The sequence below is a fragment of the Vibrio sp. 1978 genome, from assembly GCF_033344345.1.
Map to the genome: position 1 here is coordinate 37,194 of NZ_JAWPOP010000001.1, position 21,189 is coordinate 58,382.

The 21,189-nt window shown below is 43.4% G+C and carries 19 protein-coding genes; 3 read left to right on the forward strand and 16 right to left on the reverse strand.

The features are described 5' to 3' along the window. Positions 1-104: 104 nt before the first annotated feature. From R8N49_RS00160 to malK, 16 genes are all read right to left on the reverse strand, one after another. The gene (locus R8N49_RS00160) at positions 105-722 is read right to left on the reverse strand and encodes a glutathione S-transferase family protein (protein WP_005375238.1); all 618 of its coding nucleotides are present in this window, start codon (positions 720-722) and stop codon (positions 105-107) included. Positions 723-736: 14 nt separating this feature from the next. Next, complete coding sequence (locus R8N49_RS00165) at positions 737-1,771, reverse strand: NADP-dependent oxidoreductase (RefSeq protein WP_158155420.1); 1,035 nt, start codon at positions 1,769-1,771, stop codon at positions 737-739. Between the two features lie 151 nt (positions 1,772-1,922). Beyond that, entirely contained in the window at positions 1,923-2,522 is a 600-nt protein-coding gene (locus R8N49_RS00170; protein ID WP_005375241.1) for a TetR/AcrR family transcriptional regulator, read from the reverse strand. A gap of 50 nt (positions 2,523-2,572) precedes the next feature. Next, a complete protein-coding gene (yqfB, locus tag R8N49_RS00175; protein WP_005385855.1) occupies positions 2,573-2,893 on the reverse strand; it encodes a N(4)-acetylcytidine aminohydrolase in 321 nt (106 codons plus the stop codon). 67 nt (positions 2,894-2,960) lie between these two features. After that, on the reverse strand, positions 2,961-3,356 hold the full coding sequence (locus R8N49_RS00180) for a VanZ family protein (protein ID WP_031781000.1): 396 nt from the start codon (positions 3,354-3,356) through the stop codon (positions 2,961-2,963). Positions 3,357-3,358: 2 nt separating this feature from the next. After that, positions 3,359-4,666 (reverse strand): oligosaccharide flippase family protein, encoded by a 1,308-nt coding sequence (locus R8N49_RS00185; RefSeq protein ID WP_258490058.1) that lies wholly within the window; start codon positions 4,664-4,666, stop codon positions 3,359-3,361. An 8-nt stretch (positions 4,667-4,674) separates the two neighbouring features. After that, complete coding sequence (locus tag R8N49_RS00190) at positions 4,675-5,706, reverse strand: glycosyltransferase family 4 protein (RefSeq protein WP_042521584.1); 1,032 nt, start codon at positions 5,704-5,706, stop codon at positions 4,675-4,677. After that, a complete protein-coding gene (locus R8N49_RS00195; RefSeq protein ID WP_005375258.1) occupies positions 5,703-6,536 on the reverse strand; it encodes a putative capsular polysaccharide synthesis family protein in 834 nt (277 codons plus the stop codon). The genes R8N49_RS00190 and R8N49_RS00195 overlap by 4 nt, the downstream gene beginning before the upstream one ends. A gap of 15 nt (positions 6,537-6,551) precedes the next feature. Beyond that, a complete protein-coding gene (locus tag R8N49_RS00200; RefSeq protein WP_031780999.1) occupies positions 6,552-7,799 on the reverse strand; it encodes an O-antigen ligase family protein in 1,248 nt (415 codons plus the stop codon). Further along, a complete protein-coding gene (locus tag R8N49_RS00205; protein WP_065275441.1) occupies positions 7,765-8,817 on the reverse strand; it encodes a glycosyltransferase in 1,053 nt (350 codons plus the stop codon). The genes R8N49_RS00200 and R8N49_RS00205 overlap by 35 nt, the downstream gene beginning before the upstream one ends. A gap of 2 nt (positions 8,818-8,819) precedes the next feature. Further along, positions 8,820-9,629, reverse strand: a complete 810-nt coding sequence (locus tag R8N49_RS00210; RefSeq protein ID WP_065275440.1) for a putative capsular polysaccharide synthesis family protein — start codon at positions 9,627-9,629, stop codon at positions 8,820-8,822. Further along, the gene (locus R8N49_RS00215) at positions 9,607-11,787 is read right to left on the reverse strand and encodes a GumC family protein (protein WP_047102586.1); all 2,181 of its coding nucleotides are present in this window, start codon (positions 11,785-11,787) and stop codon (positions 9,607-9,609) included. Before R8N49_RS00215 ends, R8N49_RS00210 begins: the two co-directional genes overlap by 23 nt. Before the next feature lie 15 nt (positions 11,788-11,802). Next, complete coding sequence (locus tag R8N49_RS00220) at positions 11,803-12,336, reverse strand: polysaccharide biosynthesis/export family protein (protein WP_005375265.1); 534 nt, start codon at positions 12,334-12,336, stop codon at positions 11,803-11,805. A gap of 12 nt (positions 12,337-12,348) precedes the next feature. After that, positions 12,349-13,554: an outer membrane beta-barrel protein gene (locus tag R8N49_RS00225; protein ID WP_186585141.1), complete on the reverse strand. Its 1,206-nt coding sequence runs from the start codon at positions 13,552-13,554 to the stop codon at positions 12,349-12,351. 10 nt (positions 13,555-13,564) lie between these two features. Next, positions 13,565-14,965: an undecaprenyl-phosphate glucose phosphotransferase gene (locus R8N49_RS00230; protein ID WP_033906767.1), complete on the reverse strand. Its 1,401-nt coding sequence runs from the start codon at positions 14,963-14,965 to the stop codon at positions 13,565-13,567. A 421-nt stretch (positions 14,966-15,386) separates the two neighbouring features. After that, on the reverse strand, positions 15,387-16,505 hold the full coding sequence (gene malK, locus R8N49_RS00235) for a maltose/maltodextrin ABC transporter ATP-binding protein MalK (protein WP_005375271.1): 1,119 nt from the start codon (positions 16,503-16,505) through the stop codon (positions 15,387-15,389). Positions 16,506-17,177: 672 nt separating this feature from the next. Between malK and malE the strand changes: the two genes are divergently transcribed. The 3 genes from malE (at position 17,178) to malG (ending at position 20,913) form a co-directional block, all read left to right on the forward strand. Next, positions 17,178-18,356, forward strand: coding sequence for a maltose/maltodextrin ABC transporter substrate-binding protein MalE (gene malE, locus R8N49_RS00240; protein WP_005375272.1), 1,179 nt, complete (start codon positions 17,178-17,180; stop codon positions 18,354-18,356). A gap of 79 nt (positions 18,357-18,435) precedes the next feature. Beyond that, on the forward strand, positions 18,436-20,010 hold the full coding sequence (malF, locus tag R8N49_RS00245) for a maltose ABC transporter permease MalF (protein ID WP_005375273.1): 1,575 nt from the start codon (positions 18,436-18,438) through the stop codon (positions 20,008-20,010). A gap of 12 nt (positions 20,011-20,022) precedes the next feature. Then, positions 20,023-20,913 carry a maltose ABC transporter permease MalG gene (malG, locus tag R8N49_RS00250; protein ID WP_005375275.1) on the forward strand — a complete coding sequence of 297 codons (891 nt, stop codon included), beginning with the start codon at positions 20,023-20,025 and terminating at the stop codon, positions 20,911-20,913. Positions 20,914-21,189 lie beyond the last annotated feature (276 nt).

Here is a 21,189-nt window from a genome sequence, read left to right on the forward strand (position 1 = left end):
TTGACTGGGGGGAGCGCTATCCAGTTAGCGTGTCTGCGATGCTAGTAATATCGCCCCTTAAATGAAGTTTTACGTGTCATCAAAGGGGCGAAAGGGGGAAGTAATTAAGAGTACTTCACTTCAAGTTGTTCAGCTTTTGCAAATGCTGGGTGTGTCGCGAGCTGTTTCCCATAACGTTCAATATTAGGGAAGTGATTAACTAAACCAAACTTTTGAACCAATTCGACAATGAAAGACATCATGATGTCAGCGCCAGTCAGACGCTCTTCTACTAGGTAAGTTTTGCCTTCTAAGGATTGCTCGAAGTAGCCTAGTACATTCATTGCTTCCTTGTCGGCATAGCCTGATAAAAACTGAGTTTCATTTGGCTCTTTGCTTACGAAGATTTTTAGCAGCATAGGTAAAATTGCAGAGCTTTCTGCAAAGTGCATCCATTGCAAATATTCTGTGTGTGCTTTTGTACCACGCTCAGGAGCAAAGGCTCCGTCACTGTATTTCTCAATCAAATATTCGGTCATTGCACCTGACTCAATGATAATCTCGCCGTTATCTTCAAGAACAGGTGACTTTCCTAATGGGTGAACACTTTTTAGTTCTGGCGGTGCCATGAAGGTCACGGAATCACGGACATAGGGTACAATCTCGTAATTTACATCTAGCTCTTCAAGTAACCAAATGATGCGCTTTGAACGAGACTGATTGAGGTGGTGAAGTTTAATCATTTACATATCCCTTTTTATAATGGGTCGTTAATCTGTACTACAAGCTTGCCGAAATTCTTACCTTCCAACAGACCGATGAATGCTTCTGGCGCATTATCCAGTCCTTGTACTAGATGTTCGCGGTATTGGATCTTTCCTTCTGCCAACCATTGATTAATATCTTGCGCAAATTCACCGTAACGATGTCCGTAATCATCAAAAATGATGAAGCCCTGCACCTTGATTCGTTTGGTCAGGAGCTTACCCATTAGTAATGGAAGATGGTCGGTACCTTCAGGCAGCTCTGTCGCGTTGTACTGAGAAATCAAACCACAAAGTGGGATACGCGCATTTGTATTCAGAAGTGGCAATACAGCCTCGAATACTTTGCCACCTACGTTTTCGAAGTAAACATCGATACCTTTGTCACAGGCATTTTTCAGTTGTTCTGCAAAGTCTTCAGCTTTGTGATCAATACACTCATCGAAACCAAGCACCTCTTTAGCGTAACGGCATTTTTCTTCTCCGCCTGCTATACCAACAACTCGGCAACCTTTGATTTTACCAATTTGACCAACTGTTGCGCCTACAGGCCCCGTAGCAGCTGCTACTACGATGGTTTCCCCTGGTTTTGGCTGACCAATGTCGAGTAAACCCATGTACGCGGTAAATCCTGGCATACCTGCAACGCCTAGCGCGTAAGAAGGATTTTGCGGTTTTTTACCAAGTTTAATGACCATCTCACCAGTTGAGATAGCGTAGTCTTGCCAGCCAACGGTGTAGGCAAGAACCCATTCACCCGCTTCGTAATCTGGGTGGTTTGATGTTTCTACCTGACAAACTGTACCACCGACCATTACGTCATCAATTGCAACAGGGTCAGCGTATGATTCGGCATCACTCATGCGACCACGCATGTATGGATCTAGAGATAAATAAACCGTTCTCAATAGCATTTCACCCTCTTTCGGAGTCGGTTTCGTTACCTCTTCTAAACGAAAGTTTTCTTGTGTCGGTGCACCATGGGGACGTGACGCGAGTACGATTCTGCGATTTGTTGCGTTAGTCATATCTATCTCACTTGTTGATTAGACCGGTCGTCTAGTATTTATTTCAAAATATCCCGCTTATTTAAAGCGGGAAGGTTTACTGTGTTAACACTGACGCTTTTTCTGACAGTGAAACGTGTGTAGGGTGTTCATTCTGCTTCCACGCCGCCCGTTATGGGCAAGTGCGCGTATTCTGCAGTAAGTGTTGAGTATAGGTCAGACTTTGCGTCAATGCTGCCTGATCTTGATAAAGTTTGTTCAGCAAGCTAGCGCCATTCCAAAGGTAGTATATCTGCCTTGCTAATAACGCACCGTCACCATTGGGGATTGAGCCATCTTGAATGCCGATGTCAATGCAATCCGCTATCGCTTGAATGGTTTTGTCTGCTCCTTGGCGTAATGCCAAGCGCATTGACTCAGAGAGATCGGAGACTTCTGCACTTAACTTAACCAATAAACATTTGTTCGCATTACACACGTCGTCTTCTACTTTGACCATTTCTTCGAAATAGCTCATTAGGCGTTGGTAGCCACTCAGTTCAGTATTGGTAAAGCGTGCGTTTAAACGCTCAAAATACTTAGTAAAGTAGTCTTGAATCATCGCTTCACCAAATTGTTCTTTGGATTTGAAGTAATGATAAAACGAGCCTTTTGGCACTGCGGCCTTTTTTAATAGCTCTGAAAGACCAACACTCGTGAACCCTCGGTTTACGATTAACTCGTATCCGACGTCGAGAATATGTTGGCGTGTGTCATTCGTCTTTGCGTTCATGAAGTGTACTATAGAATGAATTAGACCAGTCGTCTAGTCTTTGTTGTGGGTTATTTAATCAGCTCATACTCAATAACAAATAGCGTGTCGGTATTTGGGTAGATTTCTCGAATTAACTGCTTGAGTTTTGGTAGTTCGATGGCTTCTTGTTCTGCATGAAACTCATTAATATCTTCAAAGTGAAGTGGTTCTACAGAACGTATCTTGATATCGCAGACTTTACGATCCGTTTCTAAGGTAAAAACTTCGACTTCTGTATTGGGAACGTAATGGCTTTCTGATTCATCTCGAATCGTTATCGTCTTTTTGCCTGACGTGATCAACGGAGTTAAGAATTCAAAAAAAGTAATCTTGGTTGGATGAGATGGCATGATGTACTCGTTAGTCTGGTTGTTTGGCGTAATTATATACCCAAATCCCTCAGAGATTCCTGTATTACTAGAACGATCGAGCGCGGATGAAGCGAATTAACTTGGCACTAAAGTAACCTGAGATAACACCTATCCAGTTGGTGCTGAGATCATCAAAACTAAATGATCGATTTGGAATAAAAAGTTGGCTTATTTCTTCCATTGAAACGATAGCCAACAGCAGTAGCAAAAGACGAATCCCAAAAATGTCGGTTTTATTCGAGCTCACCAGAGAAGGGAACGTGAAAACCGATAAAAAGCCGATCAATAAACTGAAAGTAAAGTGAAGCGTACTCGATCCGCCTAAGTAGGTTTCCATTTGCAGGTAAGCAGTATGGTGTAGGTCAGAGCTTTTCCACAAAGAGAGTGAAGCGGTTAGCATCAGGACTAAAACAAAACTCGTGCGTGCCAGTATTAAAGCCATAATTAACCTATTGGAAAGAAGCCTAAGTAACGTTTTACAAAGTACAGTGCAGCTAAATTCTGGATAGCCATGCCAATTGCCATTGCCCACGCTGCACCAATCACCCCAAACATTTGGCAAAGCGTAACAAGTAGGCAGATAGACACCGTACCGGAGGAAATTGTAATGTATTTCATGGTTCTCTCATGACCGCTCATTAATAATAAAAACCCTACTGAACCAGTCGCAACATTGACTAACTGCCCCAGAGAAAGGACGACTAATAGTGGCGCCGCGGCGAGAAACTCCTCACCAAAAAACTGCATTACAAACTCGGGGAAGAGGGTGCAAATAATTACGGGTACAATCGCTAAACCAACATTGGCTCGGCACGCCAAGCGGCTCAGGTTCTGCAGTTTGAGCATTTGACGCTCTTTGTAGAGAGAGGCAAACATCGGGGCGACCACAAAGTTAATGGTAATCAGCACAAAGCCAATCAGTAGTGATGTGCGTTGGGCTGCGGCTAACAAACCGATTTCCGCTGTTGAGATAAAAAAGCCCGCAATAACAAGGCTTCCCCATTGAAGAACATTCGTGAAGATACTGCCAACCCAGACTTGCTTGGCAGAAGCGACCATTTTTTTGTTTGGTACGAAAGCCGATGTTTGATATTGATCTGAGCCAAGCCAATTGGCACTAGATATGACCGCGACACCTATGCTCGCTAAAAGCAGTGCGGTCATTAGATTGTTGATATTTTGCTGACCGATATAGTCTAGGGCAAAGACAAAAATGACCATCAACATGCTTACCCCAAGCTGCAACGCAAACAGAGATGATACAACTTTTCTACATGCTTGAAGCACCCGACTGTTGGTTTGCGCAAGCACCAAGAAAGGTATGCAAAGCAAGCATAAAGTAATCGCATACATTGGTGATTGAGTCTGGTTTAGCTGTTCTGGAAACAGATTAAACGCTGCCAACAAAACGCCTATGGCGAGCAAGCAAAATGCCATACTTCGATAAAGTGCGGTTTTATAGTTTTGGCTTTGTTCAAGCTTCGCTTTGTTATTAAAAGCGATCGCATTGTAACGAACTAACGAGACATCAAAACCTAGCTGAGAAACGATAGCGAGTAGCGAGACTAGGTTGAATAAAAAGAAAAATTGACCGGCCGTCGAAGCGTCACTGGTCTTCGATACAATCAGAGTCAGTAAAAAAGCAAATAGCGCACTCAACACACGCGTGATTGCGGTTTTTAATCCAGTAGATAACAAGCTTTTTTTACCGCTGGGCATCAACAGTAATTTTTGTTGAACAGTGTGAAACATAGGGGCATTTAACCGTAAATATTATTGAGTGCGAGGCGCTGTTTTTCTTCACTGAAGGCATCGTTTAATTCTGCTGTATATTGGCGAAAACCGATCTCTTCATAATGATTGACACAATGCGCGATCTGCTTGGCCATTTCTTCAGGTGTGAGCGCTAAAAACGGGTAGTTGAGATCTTTGGTTGCGCCGATGCTCCGAATAACCATAGGAAGATGTAACTTGGATGCTTCTAGAATGGTTAACGGCATCCCTTCCCATGCTGCAGTGTGTAGATAAAGGTCTGAACCCTTGAGCTTTTCAACTACCTCATCGCGAGGCAGCATACCCGTTACATCCACATTTTCAGTACGTAATTTCTGTTCGAGTACGTGGTCACCGCCACCTATCCATGTGATCTCTATCGGGCGGTTAAGCGCATACCGATTAAGGAACTGCAATGTGCTGATAAGAAACTGAGGATCTTTTTGGGGCGCGACACGACCAAGTACAACGAGCTTCAGCGCTTCTTGCTTGTTTCGCTCTATACGATCTTCACTTTGATAAGACACGTAGTTGTTGAGCAGTTCGGCACGTTTCGCACCAATGCTAATGGCTAGGTCACACTCTCGTTGGCTACAGCCTGCAACCACATCAATTTTGCTCAGTTTTACTTTCTCTAGTGCTTTATAGATCTGGCGTGCAAGCTCTGAGATATCTTCACGTTCGAAGGCATAACAGTGCGGTGTGTAAACCAAGCGTGCCTTGCCAAGCTTTAGAAATCGGCCGAGAAATCCCGCTTTACTCGAGTGCAAATGCACGACGTCGGGAGCAAGTGATGCAATCATGTGGTTTGCATCGCGAATAAATTGAAGCAAGCCGCCTTCTACCCACTTTGTCTGTACGAAAATGTGGTGGTTGTTCTCATTGGTCAAGTCGTTTTCTCGGGCTCTGGCTAGCAAGAAATGCTGATAAGGCTCGTCTCTGGATGAGTGAACATAACTATAGAGGGCGGTTTGAACGCCACCTCCAAATGCTTCTGTAACATGGAGCACTTTCTTCATGATGATTTTGTCCCTGGTGTTTGCATCCATTTGTGTTTAAAAGCATCACGCTCTTGCTCTGAATAAACGTGGCGATACAAGGGAAGATCGTACATATAGAACAGTTTTGAGAAGTCGTAGTGATTCTTAAAGTGTTGGTGGATATTGGAGTACCACTTGTTTTTCGCTTCGTTGCTGTTTTTCAGCACGAAGTCTTGCAACTCAAGAAACTCACCGATTTCTTTATCAAGAGAACTGAGCTGTTCGCATTTGATTAGCATGACGTTGGCCTGATCGTTCTGGAATGTGAAGAAAGGTTGAGTGTTGTCCAGCTCTTGGCGCATCACATCGATATTGAAATTACGCTTTAACTCGTTGTCGAACCAGTCCGCAAAATAGTTGAGATTGATATAGTTATCAAAGCAATGCTCGAGGTGCTGATACGTGACTTCCATATCTCGGTGAATTGCATCGTTCTTTTTGCCTTCGATAAATTGCAAATGGAGATCTTGAAAGAAGCGAGAAAAGACAGTTGCGATTGGATCGCGGACCAGCGTAACGATTTTAATCTGCTCGCGTTTTTGTAAGATACGTTTTCGCTGCTTGAGCACTAAGCGATAGAGTGCGCGGTTTCGGAAGTCGAAGAATTTACTCACGTCTTTTTTATTGTGATACATGTGAAATTCTTCGTGATCATCAAAGGTGTGGATGTGATAGCTCGGGATATTTTTCTCCCCTAGCGTGTGCTCAATTGATGAGGAGCCAACTTTGCCCATTTGGTAAACTAAAACAAAATTATCAGCTTGGAGTTCTCGGTTCTTTTCAAATTGTCGAGAGATTGAATACTTCATCTATCCTATCCTTGATTATTCATATTCGTGGTGATGGTTTACCGGAAAAGTATGAGCAATGGCCCTTGAGTCGTTGCTCATGCTGATCATGACGGGTAATAAGAGTATTAAAATTATGGTGGTGTTTACCGCAACGAAAAACACCATGATGAGGGCGTATATCGCAAGTAATAGGCTTTTTCTGTTTTCATTAAGACTACGGAAGCAAAAGCGAATAAAAAGAAAATAACCACCAAACAGCAGACCGATACCAAGCAATCCGTATTCAATTGCGGTATCTAACACAAAGTTGTGGGTGTAGATCGCCAGCTCATCATAATTAAAGTAACTGATCATAAAGTTGGGTAACATTTTCGCGCCGACACCTAACACCGGGTGTTGAAATAAAATATCTAGCCCATTGGCAAGTAAAAGTTTTCTATGAAGATTCGATACCCATCGGGCTTCACTTTGGTTGGCAAATAAGACGTCTTCTTGGGTTATTTCCAATGTGTCTGCTAGCGTTTCAAACCCAACGTAGAGTGTGGTTGTGACGGCAGTAAACACAATGAAGCTTAAGGCTAATAAAATCGTCCACGTGTACGTTTCGCTGAGCGATTTTCTCATTAAGTTTTTTACGAGCAGTTGGTCAAAGAAGAAAAGCAGACAAAAACCAAGTAGCGCTTTTCTTTCTTGTGATAACACCAGTAATACTAAAGCTACGAGCATCAAAAGGTGGAAAGCGCGAATTTTATCTCGATAAAGGTACAGTAGTGAGCACAGTACACCGAACCCGTATTTACTTACCCCGAGTAACTTAAACCCGCTTTGATAGCCCTGAGCAAAGTGCCATAAGGCAACGAGCGTACAGATGAAAAACAACAAATACGTGAAATAAACCATTACCCGTTCGTCATCAAACACGCCATAGGCGTACATTAGGCTCAGTAGGCACAAAATCGCTAACCATTGCACAGTTTCTATAACTAGCGGCATTAAAGGGACGCGATTTAGCAGACCATTTATGAACACATACCCAGTGAACAATACGAGGAACCCCATACAGGGATGCATGAGTTTTTCAGCTTTTCCTTCCAATACCACTAATGCAGTAAAACCAATGGACAAAAGGCTTGCGATGTCAGATGGGGCTAGCGCTATTCCTCCAGCACGAAACTTCATAGGAATAAAGAACAATGCTAATAGGCATGCTGCAAGCAATGAGGCGCGATGGCTCGATGGCGCGGAACTATTTGTTGGCGCAAAGCTGCTGGTAGATTCCATAGTAACCTTCACGAAATTTATCGATGGTGTAGAGAGAGGCCCTATTGACTGAGTATTGACTTGCAGCGTCATACCGCTCAACACTTTCACACAGCTGGAGAACTTTTTGGCTCAGTTCAGTGGCGTTACCAACTTGAAATAAATATTCGGCACGTCCGGTGACGTCATCCAAACCAGGTACGTCCGACGATAGTACGGGTAAGCCTGCTGCCATCGCCTCAACCGCCGCCAAACCAAAGCCTTCGACGTGCGACGATTGCACGTAAATATCCATGTCGTTCAAAAAGGCTGGAACGTCAGAAACTACGCCATGAAAGTGAACACGTTGCGCGACGTTGATTTTTGTTGCTAATGCTTGCAGTGACGATTTTTTTTCTCCATCTCCCGCAAGGTGGAGTTCGTATCGTCTTGGTAAATGGATAAGTGCTTGGATAAGCGTTTCATGGTCTTTATGTTGGTGAAGTCGGCCCACCATTCCAATCTTGATAACTGGTTTGTCGATTAGGTGGCTGGCGAATCTTGGCGTCATAGAAAACCTTTTTAAATCAACGCCATTGTGCACCACGTGATATTTATGTTGATAGCGAGGCATGAACTTCACGAGTTCATCTTGTACTTTTTCACTAATACTGACTGTCAAGTCGTGGCCCCAATATAAGATGTATTCCATGAACTTAAACAGCGGATAGTCACGTCGACGGTTATAAGAACAGTGCTCAGTCTGGATTCGTTTTTTACCTACCGCCAATAGCGCTAGGTAAATGGAAGGGTAGAGGTGCCCGTGAACGACATCCGGCCAACGCAGCAAAGAGAATTTCTCACTCAATGGCAATGTGCGCCAGTTAAAACACTCTATGCCTTGGGCGGATAGCATTGGTAAGTAATCATTTTCATCACACAAGACCAAAATTTTGATTTCGTATTCAGGCTTATGTTCTAAAACAAGGTCGACTAAGAACTTCTGAGCACCGCCGTTCAGAGAAAGATCATTGATAATATGTAGAATCTTGGTTTTCATGATTAATTGGTCAGATATTGCTGTTTAAGGTCGGTGATTTCTGCATTTGAGAAAAAGTGCTTCGTCAATTTAGAATTCAGCATTTCTTCAACGTACTCGGGTGTAGGTTGAAATTGCGTTTTGAATTCTTTCATTAGTGGCGAGTACCATTTGTTGTCTGATTGATTTTCATAAACAACATCCACGGGGTAACCTAAAAAGTCTTCAACTGCGGAGTTAGCCTGCGTTAGCTTGTCACTTCGAATGACCAACAGTGAGAAGTTATTGTTATGGTATGTTTGATAGCCTACTTCGTGATTAAAAGACTCGTTAAACACATCAATCCCTGTTAGTTGTTTGATCTCGTTGTCAAACCACTGCAGCGCATATTGATGATTCATGTGCTTATCAAATGCTTCTTGGAGTAATTGCGGTCGTTCGGTACGTATTGCGCTGTCATCCTTTAGATATTTGTCCGCCATCCAAAAAGGAAGTGCTTGAAAGAACATTGAGACATTTCGTCCGATCGGTTCTCGCACCAGCGAGATAATTCGAACTTTTTTCTTGCGCTTTAACATATGGCTCATCGTTATACGCTTTAGTCGTCGCTTTAACGCATTGATCTGAGGCTTATGCAATTGCGCTCTAACGGGGGATATTTGTTTTTGCGCATCGACGGTCATAAGGTCGTGCAAGTGAATCGAGTTAGGAATGGAATGCTCTAATGCACTCGAACCTACTTTGCCCATTTGATAGATCAATACTGGCTGTTCTTGGCTTTTCAACGTTTGGTACCAAGATAGGTTTACGTTAGTAGGCGTATTTCTGGACATAAAGCGTCTCTCCTTCCTTGGCCTTGGCTTGTGTGATTAAGACGCCAAGAGATGGAACTGAGTGTTGTATTTGTTTAGATAACGCAAGGTTAACCAGTGATGATTTTGTCGATTCTGAGCGAATGACGGTAATCAGACCATTGGCATACTGACCAAGAATAAGTGCGTCACTCACTGACAGTAGTGGAGGTGTATCGATAATGATCCGGTCATACTTATTTTGAAAATGTTCGAGCAACTTTTTAAAGCGATCAGAAGCCAGTAATTCCTGTGGGTTTGGCGGAATTAGGCCCGCCGGTAATACATCTAAGTTGGCTTCTTTTATATGTGTAACACAATCTTTGATTGGCGTATCCATCGTCAGGATATGCGTTAAGCCAGGGCTTGATTCAGCAATACCGAATCGCTTTGCGATGGAAGGTCGACGTAAATCGCAGTCGATGATCAACACCTTTTCCATTTTTGAAAACGACACCGCCATATTGATACTGGTCGATGTTTTTCCTTCTTCTGGAATAGCAGAGGTAAAGGGCAATATCTTTTGCTTCGTGTTGGTTAATCTGAGCAGAAGCGAGGTTCTGACCGAGCGGCAAGCTTCACTAAATAGTTTTTCTTCATCATCTAAATACGCGGTATAACTGACGCCGTTTTTACGCAAATTGCGTTTTTTGACCATAGGAATCACACCTAAACACGTAACACCAAGTTTTTCCTGCACATCGGCTGTGCTTCGGATAACTTCTCGCATCGTTTCTAAGATGATGACCAGAGCGCAAGCAATGGCAAAGCCAAAAAAGGTGGCAATTAGTACCAGTTTGATTCGTTGTGGTGCCACCGGGAATAGAGGGATGATGGCTTTATCAGTAAAGCGAGCAGTGACATTCTTGTAGTCGCTGGTGGCGTTGGTCTCTTTCTCACGATTTAAGAACGCTTCATAGAGTGCCTTATTGGATTCAACCTCGCGTTTTAACTGTTCGTAACGCGCTTTTTGTGACCCTAACGATTGGAAGTCTGACTTTTTGTTATCGAGTTCTGCTCGAAGCATGTCCTCTTGCGCTTTTGCAGCAAGAAGGTCTTGTTGCTTACTGAAGGAAATGTCCCGGATGAGTTGCTGGGTTCTTGATTGAATTTCAGCAAGCTGTGCTTTCGCCTGAATCATTCGATCATGCTTAGGTCCGTAGCGCTGTGCCAGTTCAGAGAGATTTTTGGCTGCCTGTGCTTCCGACAATTTTAGATCGCGGATTTGCGCTTGATTAGCGAATTCATCAATTGACAACAAGCTGTCTAAACTTTGCGAAGATTTACGTCGTAACAGTTGGATTAACGTCTGCGCTTCAATACGCTTATTAACAGCGATATTCAGCTTGCGAGTGAGTTCTTCTAGCTCATTTGCGTAAATTTCATCAATACCGTTTATATCGATCAACCCTTCTTTTAACAAGAATTCTTGCAGCGCTTGCTCCGAGTTACGTAATCGCTCCTCCAATTTTTGAGAGTTATTTGTCAACCAAGTAGCCGCATTTTGTGTAACGACCAATTTGGCTTCAAAATTTGCGTCAATATAGGCTTGGCCGACCGCGTTGGCGATTGTCGTAGCAAGCTTAGGATCGGTAGAACGAAAGCGAATTCTGACTAATTGGGTGTTACGTACTGGCTCAATATCGAGTTTACTTCTGAAAGCTTGAAGTGCCTGATAATAGGACTCTGAAAACTGCGCGGTTTCTTTTGGGCTTGGTGCCACATTCAGTAGGTCTTGAACAAAAGGAATCGACTTTATTTGGTCGATTTTTTTATTTAACCCCCCTGAGCTTGTGAATTCAGGTAATGGGGTGAGGTTCAGCTCTCTAATGACCTTATCTGCAATATGATTCGATTTTAAAATGGCGATTTGCGTTTGAAAGTACTCTTTTTTTGTCGTGTCGACGCCATATACTTCCTCGATTGAAAGGGCGCTTTTTTGCTCCTCTTGGATGAGTAGCGTAGCTGTAGCTTGGTATATCGATGCTTTGGAGTAGATATACCAAGTACAAGTTAATGAGAACAGAAGCGTGAATGCTGCGATGCTTAGCCAATTCTTTTTAATCGCTTTGAAGTGATGGCCAAAACGAATCAGTTCTACTTTGTTCATCTGGAGATTATTTGGATGAGTCCCGTTCATTTGATTCCCTGTCACTTAAAAGAAGCTCTGGTCAATAAATACAATGTCACCAGGTTCAACGTTGCGGTGCATACTGACTCCTTCCATCGTTTGACCCGTTTTATGCTTGGTGAGGTTAATGCCTTTGCGTGAGGCTCTGTCGGTCAAGCCACCTGCTAGAGCGATGGCCTTCTCTATGGTTAACCCTGGACGGTACTCAAATCCACCAGGTTTCCTGACTTCGCCATTAACGTAAAACAGACGAAAGTTATTGATGGTGACCATCACTTTTGGATTGATGAGATAATCGCCTTTTAAGCCCGTTTCTATTTCGTACTTGAGTTGTTTTGGTGTTTTTTTGATTGCTTTGATTCGGCCAAGGTAGGGGTAATCAAAATAGCCATCTGACGTTATTAGAATATTTTTAATCGTAAGATCTTCTTCACCATAGACCTGCACGGAAATGGTATCGCCAGTATCGAGTAAGTAATCTTCCTCGTTTGAGTCAGCGTTGACCAAAGTGCTAAATAGCAACAACGCTACACTCATGAATTTGATGAATGCCTTCATTAATAATCCTTTTTACAGAGAAAACTGTGCGCTTAAAGTCCAAATGTTTTGTTCGAAGCTATAACCCGATCGGCTAGAGTTTTTATCTTGGTATTGCCAATCGGCTTGCAGCTGTATCCAACGTTTGATCTGATAATCGATACCAAAAGATAGAGTGTACCGATCGTCGTTTCTGGAGATTCCCGTGTAATCATCTTGTTGATAAACAGCACCTAAGCGAGTTGCAAGGTAACTATTCCAATCGTGCTTCAGGTTCAGTCGGTAACGAGTTTGTAGGTTGTAATCGCCATCTTGATCGGGGTTAACCGCCGCTTGAGTGGTTTTCACGCTGACTAGAGTTTGTTCTTGAGGCAACCATTCAAAGCCGATATCCCAACTAAAGCCTTTAAATGTCTCTCGTTGAGCGCTGTCAAAATCTTTGATTTGATAACCGATTCGAGCGATGCCTTTGGTTTTTCCTGTGACTTCCCATTCGGCACCGGTGTAATAGAAACTGGTGTTGTTATCTTTCGATGGCTGCGCAGAATTTCGGTGCTGATACTCGGTTACGATTTGGTTTGTTCCGACTAACCAATAGGTTCTTGGCGTCGCTCTTAAATAGAACTCCAAATGTGCATTGGGAGCTCGAAAATCGTTGTATTTAGTTTTAGCGTTTGTGCGACCAGGCAAGCCGTCACGATAGTTTTGATAGGTTTTATCACTATAGCCTAAACCGAATTCGAGTCTGCCTTTGGCACCGTTAGATCCAAAGACATAATTGGTTTTTACATCGTTACGGTTGAACTCTATTGGTGAGTCGATTGCGCTACCATTACCTTCGGTAATATCTTCTCCTCGAACTTCATGCTGGACGCGAAAACGGTAATCAACCACTAAACGATGACGATGATTAAATTCGAAAAAGTTGGAAAACTGAAAAGTGTGGTCGTCGAAGTCGTTGCGATCGTCAGATGAAAAGCCCGCTTTTAACTTATATAAAATATCTGCGCGATAGCGATTCCGTTCTATACGTGCTAGTAAGCTTGGTTCTATACCCCAAATATTGACCGATTCTACATTGCCGGATTTTTCCGCTTTATTGATGTTGTCATCTCCCTCGTAGAAAGTTTTTACGAGGGGAATCAACTCTATACCAGACTCGGTTTGGTAAGCCATCGGTTCTGCGAGCAAGTCAGTAGAAAACAGACTCAATGCTATTGCCATTGTCAGTTTCTTCATAATCTTAACCTTAGTAAGCGTTAGCACCAGTGAAGCCTTTGAAAACGGTCATAAAGATGATTTTGATGTCCATCCAAACCGACCAGTGGTGGATGTAATCCAAATCAAATTCGACTCTCTTTTCCATTTTTTCTAAGGTGTCGGTTTCGCCGCGATAACCATTAATCTGCGCCCAGCCAGTAATGCCTGGTTTTACTTTGTGACGTAGCATGTAGCGATCCACGATCTGACGGTATTCTTCATTGTGTGCCACGGCATGAGGGCGTGGGCCGACAATAGACATGGTCCCTTGCAGTACATTGATAAATTGAGGTAGTTCGTCCAAAGAGGTGCGACGTAGAAATCCGCCAAAAGGCGTAATACGAGGATCGTTCTTTGTCGCCTGTTTCACGTTGGAACCTTGATCCATGGTTGTCATTGAACGGAACTTCCAGACTTCAATCTTGCGTCCATCAAGACCGTAACGATGTTGTTTAAAGATGACAGGGCCTTTAGAAGTTGCCTTAATGCCAATCGCAATGACGAATAGAATAGGGGCGATTAAGACCAAAATAATGCTCGAAAACAAGATGTCTTCAAACCGTTTTACCCAAGAAGAAATTCCAGCAAAAGGTGTATCAAAGACACTTAGTGTTTGAACTTGGCCGATCTGCGCCCAACGAGAATGTAAAAGGTTATAAGTGAAGAAGTCGGGAATCAGATACGTATTTGCGGTGGTATCTGAGAATTGGTTAAGAAGTGACGCAATGCGCTCTTTTGCGTGCATTGGCATCGCGATATAGACGTAATCTACTTCCCCTTTTTTAGCTCGCTCAAGGGCGTGGTCAACAGCTCCTTTAATAGGATAATCAGAATTTGGCAATCTGTCGGAAGATCGTTCGTCGTAAAAGCCATCAAAAAGCACGCCGTGTTCTGTGTGGTTTTGAATTTCGTTAGCTAGGGTAATGCCGTGAGGAGTTTGGCCGATGATGATCGCAGTGCGAGTGTTGAATCCTTTTTTTCTCAAATAGGCTAATCCGGTACGGAATGTTACTCGCCATGCTAAGAGCAGAGCGGGCGTAATCGCAAACCACAGCGCTAAAATTGTGTTATCAAATAAGGTATGGACTTCAGAAAAATACAGCACAATAAAGATAAGTGCAGAAGTCACCGCCCAAGCAACACAGACAATAAACATCTGCTCTTTAAACGAACTGGTTCGCCAAGAGCGATACAGATTGCCGCTTTCTGCCATAAATAGAAAGGAGATGCCTCCAACGAAAGCCAATATGACGTAATCTTTCCCCATCGCAGTATTCATGTCTTTGAACACTAAAAGCAGCATAAAAGAGACGATGACAGCAAGATCTGAGATGCGATATAAAAAAGCGAACTCCATCTCATGAGAGCGGATAAGTCCTTTTTGTTTCATGACTCAGTTTCCCTTCTGACACGCTACCGCCCTTGGGTGTCTTCCCCAATTGCCGTGTCGTGAACGTTATTAGTAGTTGGTGCACAGAGCATTCTGTTGAATGCTGCTGAGTTTTTTGTCACGTGTAATTTCGTTGATAAGTGTAAAAATTTGCGTTGTAGAGGTAAGTGGAAATAAGAATGATATTTGGCCCTTTGGCTAAGTTTGGCGGGTTAGGAAAAAGCTGGTACTTACTTATGAGGAATGAGGAAAAGTATTAAAAATGAAGTATCAGTACAAAGACAATGGTTTATGTGAGGGTAGAAGAAACGGGTGATTTGATTCGTTAACGATTAATGATTTAGTATCGAATTGCTGATATTTATTAAGATAAAAAATCCCTCTCAAGTGAGAGGGATTTTTTTGAGTAAGGACGAATGAACTATTCGACTTCTACGCCGTTTTCTTTGTATAGGCGGCGGCATGCGCGACCATCACTGTGGAACAGGTGACAACGATGAGCTGGAATACCGATCTCGATTTTATCGCCAGTGTCGACTGCAAGCGTGTCCGGCTGACGGAAAATAACGTCGGCGTCCGCGCCTTCTAGATTTAGGTATACTTGAGTTTCGTTACCTAGCTTCTCAACAATCATCACTTCACCGTGAATACTTGCATCAGCTTCAGAAGCGGATAATAGGTGCTCAGGGCGAATGCCTAAAGACATTCGGTCGCCGCGGTTAACTGTTGTACCATCCACCGGAATCCAGAAAGATACGCCGTTAGATAGTTGAACTTTGACGCGCTCTGCTTCTACTTCATCAATGAATACGCTCATGAAGTTCATTTTCGGAGAACCGATAAAGCCAGCTACAAAGCGGTTTTGTGGGTAATGGTAAAGTTCAAGCGGCTTACCAACTTGCGATACATAACCGCCGTCTAGTACAACGATTTTATCTGCCATTGTCATCGCTTCTACCTGATCGTGCGTTACGTAGATCATGGTACAACCAAGTTGGCGTTGTAGCTTAGTAATTTGTGCACGCATGTTTACACGCAGTGCCGCATCCAAGTTTGATAGTGGCTCGTCTAGAAGGAATACATTTGGCTGCGATACCAATGTTCGGCCAATCGCCACACGTTGACGCTGTCCACCAGAAAGTGCTTTTGGTTGGCGCTCAAGCAAGTGGCCTAGTTGTAGGATTTCTGCTGCTTGTTCAACACGCTTGTCGATTTCTGCCTTGTCTGCTTTTGCTAGTTTCAAGCCAAATGACATGTTGTCATATAAGTTAAGGTGCGGGTAAAGAGCGTAAGACTGGAATACCATACCAACACCACGTTTGGATGGTTCGACGTCATTCATGCGCTGGTCACCAATATACAAATCACCTGAAGTAATGTCTTCAAGACCGGCAATACAACGTAAAAGGGTAGATTTACCACAACCTGATGGACCTACGAAAACAACAAATTCACCTTCGTTGATTGTTAGGTCTACGTTCTTAGAAATCAGTACGTCGCCATACGCTTTACAAACATTTTTTAACGTGACACTCGCCATGTAGCTCGTCCTCGATCAATTTTTTATTATTCACCGCTCATCATTATATGAATTATCTAGCGAGCAGTAACAGTAGGAATCGGTAAGTTCTTGCGGTTGGTAAGAAAAGTAGGGTAGCACTTCAATAAAATGTCCTGAATAGAAGTGCTACCCATCATAGCCAAGTACGAGTTTCTCTCCCCCACATTATTCGTATTGTCTCCCCCGTGAAATAATTACCACAAACAACACTAATAATGACATTCCACTCGTCTGGCAATGCAAAACCAGCAAATCTTTTTCCTAATACGTAGGCACTGCTGGGAAAGGGTTCTTACCATCCACTCTTGGATGACTGCAGTTTCTAAGATTGTGCGTAGTGCGACATCCTCCTAATAGAAATAATTGTAGGGGGAGTAGAAAGGGAGGAGTAAAAAAGGAGGAGGAAGAAAGCAGTTGGTCGGAAATCACATTATTGCACCACCTAAAGTTGAAACCGATCACAGGAACTATCCATTTTGTGATTTGAGTCTCTTACCCTTGGCGATTTAGATCACGAAAATACGTCATAATTGTAAGGGCGTAGGGATTAGGAGGATGAGACATATTGGATTATTTCAGATGATATATGTCGAAATACGGCTGAACCTCAATGGACTAGCCCTACATCAAAAATATAAAAAGGATACGAACATGAAAAAGTTAAGCGCTGTAGCACTAGGTACTCTTGTTGCTTTGGGTTCTTTTGGTGCTAATGCTGCCATCGAAGAAGGACAACTTACTATCTGGATCAACGGTGATAAAGGCTACAACGGCCTTGCTGAAGTTGGTAAGAAATTTGAAGAAGACACAGGCATTAAAGTGACTGTGGCTCACCCAGATGGCCTTCAAGACAAATTCCCTCAAACTGCAGCGACTGGCGACGGTCCTGATATCGTATTCTGGGCTCACGACCGTTTCGGTGGTTACGCAGAAGCTGGCCTGCTAGCAGAAATTAAACCTTCTAAGAATATTCAAGAAGGTATCGTTGATTTCGCTTGGGATGCAGTACGTTACGACGGCAAATTGATCGGCTATCCAGTTGCGGTTGAGTCTCTATCTCTAATCTACAATAAAGACTTAGTTCCAAACCCACCAAAGTCTTGGGAAGAGGTTGCAGCATTAGATGCAAAACTTAAAAAAGACGGCAAGTCTGCAATCATGTGGAACCTAAAAGAACCGTACTTCACTTGGCCACTAATGGCGGCTGATGGCGGCTACGCGTTCAAATACACTTCTGAAGGTTACGATGTTAAAGACGCTGGTATCGCGAAAGAAGGCGTTAAAGACGCAATGAGCTTCGTAAAAGGCTTAGTTGATAAAGGCGTAATCTCTGCGGATATGGATTACTCCGTGTCTGAGTCTGCGTTCAACCAAGGCAAAACAGCGATGACGATCAACGGTCCATGGTCTTGGGGCAACATTGAGAAGTCAGGCGTTAACTACGGCGTGACTACGCTACCTAAGTTCCAAGGTCAATCTTCTAAGCCATTCGTTGGTGTTCTAACAGCTGGTATCAGCACTGCGTCTCCAAACAAAGACCTAGCAGTTGAGTTCATTGAGAACTACCTACTAACAAACGATGGCCTACGTATGGTTAACAACGATAAGCCTCTAGGTGCGGTAGCGCTTAACTCGTTCCAACGTGAGCTAGATTCAGATACTCGTATCGCTGCAACAATGGACAATGCGATGAACGGCGAAATCATGCCAAATATCCCTCAAATGAACGCATTCTGGGGTGCGGCTAAGAACGCAATCATCAACGTAGTTGACGGTCGTCAAACTGTCGATGCAGCTCTTGCAGATGCAGAAAAACAAATGACTAAATAATTAAGTAAGACCTTTTTAAGGAGGAGGCAACTCCTCCTTACTTTTCTATATTTATTCTATATTCGCTAGCAGGTTCCCTATGCAGTCAGTTCAAGGTACAAATGCTATGACAGCACCAGAAGCCAGCCTTCCGAGCAGCAAAAAAGTGTTCATGAAATGGTCACTTTTAGGCACAGTCGGCATCATCAATGGCTACGCAACAATCCTTATGTATTCTCGCGGTGAGATTGCGTTTGCACTACTTACGCTCATTCTTACCGCTTTAGCGTTGTTCATCTTTGGTAGTAAAAAGACGTACGCACACCGTTACATCTACCCTGGTATAGCAGGGATGATCCTTTTCATTCTTTTTCCTTTGGCGTACACCATAGGTTTGGCGTTTACCAACTATAGCGCGAAGAACCAACTCTCTTTTGATCGCGCTCAGAACGTACTTTTGGACCGAACTTACCAAAGTGGTGATAGCTACCCGTTCACTTTGTATAAAACGGAGCAAGGCCATCAACTTGTGGTTGAAAAAGATGGTGAGCTACTTGCAAGCCCGACTTTTCAGCTTGATAACCTTTCAGCATCGGAGTTTGATCTTTCACCAATTGAAGAAGTGACGGGTGAAAAAGAATCAATCAAGGCGATTGTTAAGAACCGCAGTGCGTTGAGCAGTGTCGATTTACATTTGCCAAGCGGTGATGATATCCGTATGAGTGGGCTGCGCAAATTTGCTGCAGTTGTGCCTTTGTACACATTACAAGAAGATGGTGAAACGCTTTACAACAACCGGACTGAAGAAACGCTACGTCCAAATATGGAAGTAGGTTACTACCAGCCTGTCGATGAAAACGGTCAATTTGTTGGCAGCACAGTGTCACCAGGTTTCGTGGTGAACATTGGTACCCACAACTTTGAGCGTGTTTGGAAAGATGATGGTATCAAAGAGCCGTTTATCAGTATCTTTATCTGGACCATTGTTTTCTCTGCGCTAACCGTATTGTTTACGCTTGTTATTGGTCTTGTCCTTGCCAGTGTGGTTCAGTGGGAAGCACTTAAAGGTCGCTCAGTTTACCGTTTGTTGCTAATCCTGCCTTATGCAGTTCCGGCGTTTATTTCTATCTTGATCTTTAAAGGTTTGTTTAACCAAAGCTTTGGTGAGATCAACATGTTGTTGGAAGGCTTATTCGGCATTAGCCCGGCTTGGTTCTCTGATCCGTTCATGGCGAAAACCATGATCTTAATTGTTAATACTTGGCTTGGTTTCCCTTACATGATGATTTTGTGTATGGGCTTACTAAAAGCGATTCCAGACGATTTATATGAAGCATCAGCCATTGATGGTGCGAACTTTGTCACGAACTTCACACGTATCACACTACCAATGATGTTGAAGCCGTTAACACCATTGTTGATCGCGAGTTTTGCATTTAACTTCAACAACTTCGTACTTATCCAGTTGTTGACTGGCGGTGGTCCAAACATGATTGGTACATCAGAGCCTGCGGGTTACACCGACCTGCTAGTAAGTTACACCTACCGAATCGCATTCGAAGGTGCTGGTGGTCAAGACTTCGGTCTAGCAAGTGCAGTAGCAACGCTTATCTTCCTATTGGTTGGCGCATTGGCACTTATCAACCTACGCGTAACTAAAGTAGCTCAGGACTAAGGAGAAATTACAATGGCAATGGTACAAGGTAAGTCATTAAAGTATCGTGTTTGGGCTACTCATATTGCAATGTGGGCATTCTTGGCACTGATTATTTTCCCTTTACTGATGATCATCGCGATTTCATTCCGTGAAGGTAACTTTGCAACGGGTAGCCTGATCCCAGACAACCCAACACTTGATCACTGGAAATTGGCATTAGGTTTCTCGGTGACTAATCCAGACGGTACAGTTACACCGCCACCATTCCCAGTAATGACATGGCTGTGGAACTCTGTAAAAGTGGGTGGTATTTCTGCAATCCTAATCGTGGCGCTATCAACCACATCGGCTTACGCGTTTGCTCGTATGAAGTTCAAAGGTAAGAACACCATTCTTAAAGCGATGATGATCTTCCAGATGTTCCCTGCGGTGTTGGCACTGGTTGCTCTGTACGCGTTGTTCGACAAACTGGGTCAGTACATTCCTTTCCTTGGCCTGAACACGCATGGCGGTCTGATCTTCGCTTACTTAGGTGGTATCGCACTGCACGTATGGACCATTAAAGGCTACTTCGAAAGTATTGACTCGTCTCTAGAAGAAGCGGCGGCTCTTGATGGTGCTACACCATGGCAAGCATTCCGTTTGGTATTGCTGCCACTGTCTGTGCCAATCCTAGCGGTAGTCTTCATCTTGTCGTTCATCATGGTAATTGGTGAAGTTCCTGTAGCGTCACTACTGCTTTCTGATGTAGACTCGTACACACTTGCAGTGGGTATGCAGCAATACCTATATCCACAAAACTACTTGTGGGGTGACTTTGCCGCAGCTGCTGTACTTTCAGCAGTGCCAATCACTGCCGTATTCTTACTTGCGCAGCGCTGGTTGGTTGGTGGTCTAACCGCTGGTGGTGTGAAAGGATAATCTCTTGTGGTCTGAGATTGATAAGAATAACTAGAAAAGGGCGACCACATGGTCGCCCTTATACTTAGCACGGATATTACAATTTTGGTTTGGCCGCCGATCAGTAATATCTTGGCTTTTATTGGCGTTACGCATAGCTGGCTGTTAGCTTAGTTCCTTACGATTCAATCACTAACAGTTTTTGTAACCATAACCTGAGTTTAGACTCAGGTTTTTTTATGCCTGTTAAAGGCAATTTTGCGATAAGTAGATAGAGATTAGCGGCTTTGCAATGGA

Bases quoted from the DNA above. Each gene is read 5' to 3' on its own strand.
- R8N49_RS00160 (WP_005375238.1), bottom strand. From the start codon at position 722: ATGATTAAACTTCACCACCTCAATCAGTCTCGTTCAAAGCGCATCATT.
- R8N49_RS00165 (WP_158155420.1), bottom strand. From the start codon at position 1,771: ATGACTAACGCAACAAATCGCAGAATCGTACTCGCGTCACGTCCCCAT.
- R8N49_RS00170 (WP_005375241.1), bottom strand. From the start codon at position 2,522: ATGAACGCAAAGACGAATGACACACGCCAACATATTCTCGACGTCGGA.
- yqfB (WP_005385855.1), bottom strand. From the start codon at position 2,893: ATGCCATCTCATCCAACCAAGATTACTTTTTTTGAATTCTTAACTCCG.
- R8N49_RS00180 (WP_031781000.1), bottom strand. From the start codon at position 3,356: ATGGCTTTAATACTGGCACGCACGAGTTTTGTTTTAGTCCTGATGCTA.
- R8N49_RS00185 (WP_258490058.1), bottom strand. From the start codon at position 4,666: ATGTTTCACACTGTTCAACAAAAATTACTGTTGATGCCCAGCGGTAAA.
- R8N49_RS00190 (WP_042521584.1), bottom strand. From the start codon at position 5,706: ATGAAGAAAGTGCTCCATGTTACAGAAGCATTTGGAGGTGGCGTTCAA.
- R8N49_RS00195 (WP_005375258.1), bottom strand. From the start codon at position 6,536: ATGAAGTATTCAATCTCTCGACAATTTGAAAAGAACCGAGAACTCCAA.
- R8N49_RS00200 (WP_031780999.1), bottom strand. From the start codon at position 7,799: ATGGAATCTACCAGCAGCTTTGCGCCAACAAATAGTTCCGCGCCATCG.
- R8N49_RS00205 (WP_065275441.1), bottom strand. From the start codon at position 8,817: ATGAAAACCAAGATTCTACATATTATCAATGATCTTTCTCTGAACGGC.
- R8N49_RS00210 (WP_065275440.1), bottom strand. From the start codon at position 9,629: ATGTCCAGAAATACGCCTACTAACGTAAACCTATCTTGGTACCAAACG.
- R8N49_RS00215 (WP_047102586.1), bottom strand. From the start codon at position 11,787: ATGAACGGGACTCATCCAAATAATCTCCAGATGAACAAAGTAGAACTG.
- R8N49_RS00220 (WP_005375265.1), bottom strand. From the start codon at position 12,336: ATGAAGGCATTCATCAAATTCATGAGTGTAGCGTTGTTGCTATTTAGC.
- R8N49_RS00225 (WP_186585141.1), bottom strand. From the start codon at position 13,554: ATGAAGAAACTGACAATGGCAATAGCATTGAGTCTGTTTTCTACTGAC.
- R8N49_RS00230 (WP_033906767.1), bottom strand. From the start codon at position 14,965: ATGAAACAAAAAGGACTTATCCGCTCTCATGAGATGGAGTTCGCTTTT.
- malK (WP_005375271.1), bottom strand. From the start codon at position 16,505: ATGGCGAGTGTCACGTTAAAAAATGTTTGTAAAGCGTATGGCGACGTA.
- malE (WP_005375272.1), top strand. From the start codon at position 17,178: ATGAAAAAGTTAAGCGCTGTAGCACTAGGTACTCTTGTTGCTTTGGGT.
- malF (WP_005375273.1), top strand. From the start codon at position 18,436: ATGCAGTCAGTTCAAGGTACAAATGCTATGACAGCACCAGAAGCCAGC.
- malG (WP_005375275.1), top strand. From the start codon at position 20,023: ATGGCAATGGTACAAGGTAAGTCATTAAAGTATCGTGTTTGGGCTACT.